Source organism: Curtobacterium sp. MCBA15_007, from assembly GCF_001864905.1.
GTDB lineage: Bacteria > Actinomycetota > Actinomycetes > Actinomycetales > Microbacteriaceae > Curtobacterium > Curtobacterium poinsettiae.
The window spans coordinates 12258-13434 of record NZ_MJGM01000029.1 but is presented as its reverse complement, the minus strand read 5'-3'; the positions used below and the strand labels follow the sequence as shown (position 1 = coordinate 13434).

Below are 1177 nucleotides of genomic sequence, written 5' to 3'. Positions count from 1 at the left end.
GCCGGCGGAGCGGCTGCGGGCGGCGGGACGGGTGCGGCGGCCGGGACCGGCGCTGCGGCGGGCGGCGCGGACGGTGCCTGCGGGGCAGCGGGCTGCGTCTGACCGGCGGGGGCGGGCTCGGGCTCGGTGGGCTCCGGCGCGGGGGTCTCGGCCTCCTGCTCGGTGCTCGGAGCGGCCTCGGGCTCTTCAGCTTCGGCAGCGGCGGCGTTGGCGTCGTCGGAGTCGGACGAGTCCGAACCGCCGTCGGACGAACCGGAGCCGTCACCGATCTTCACCAGGGCGGTGCCGACCTCGACGGTCTCGTCCTCTGGCACGAGGATCTCCTCGACGACGCCGGCGATCGGCGACGGGATCTCGGTGTCGACCTTGTCGGTCGAGACCTCGAGCAGCGGCTCGTCGACCTCGACCCGGTCACCGACGTTCTTCAGCCATCGGGTCACCGTGCCCTCGGTGACGCTCTCGCCGAGCGCCGGGAGGTTGACGGATTCGCTCATCGGGTGGACTCCTCTTCGCGGGGGATTGCAGTGGTTGTTGATGTCATTGTCACAGTGCGCTTGCCGGTGCCGGTCACAGCGCGTGCAGCGGCTTGCCCGCGAGGTGCAGGAACGCCTCGCCGAGGGCTTCGTTCTGGGTCGGGTGGCCGTGCACCAGGGGAGCGATGTCCTCGGGGTAGGCCTCCCAGTTGACGGCGAGCTGGGCTTCACCGATGAGCTCACCGACGCGGGCGCCGATCATGCTGACACCGACGACGGGGCCGTCCACGACGCGCACGACCTTGACGGAGCCGGAGGTCCCGATGATGTGGCTCTTGCCGTTGCCGGCCAGGTTGTACTCGTACGAGTCGACCTTGTCGGCGCCGTACTGCTCCTCGGCCTTGGCCTGCGAGAGTCCGACCGACGCGACCTCGGGGTCGGAGTAGGTGATCTTCGGGATGTTCTTGTCCTCGATGACCACCGGGTTGAGGCCGGCGATCTCCTCGGCGACGAAGATGCCCTGCTGGAAGCCGCGGTGCGCGAGCTGCAGGCCGGGGACGATGTCGCCGACGGCGTAGACGTTGGGGATGTTCGTGGCGAGACGCTCGTTCGTGGTGACGAACCCGCGGTCCATCGTCACGCCGACCTCGTCGTAGCCGACGTTCTGCGTGACCGGGCCACGGCCGACGGCGACGAGCAGGACG

At 70.3% G+C, this 1177-nt stretch carries 2 protein-coding genes; both read right to left on the bottom strand.

Annotation, left to right across the window (positions count from 1 at the left end; genetic code table 11):
- Positions 1–494, bottom strand: a 494-nt coding sequence (locus BIU95_RS12495) for a biotin/lipoyl-containing protein (protein ID WP_302846968.1), incomplete at its 3' end; no start/stop codon positions are given.
- A 73-nt stretch (positions 495–567) separates the two neighbouring features.
- A partial coding sequence (locus BIU95_RS12490; RefSeq protein ID WP_175470769.1) for an FAD-dependent oxidoreductase occupies positions 568–1177 on the bottom strand: 610 nt, incomplete at its 5' end.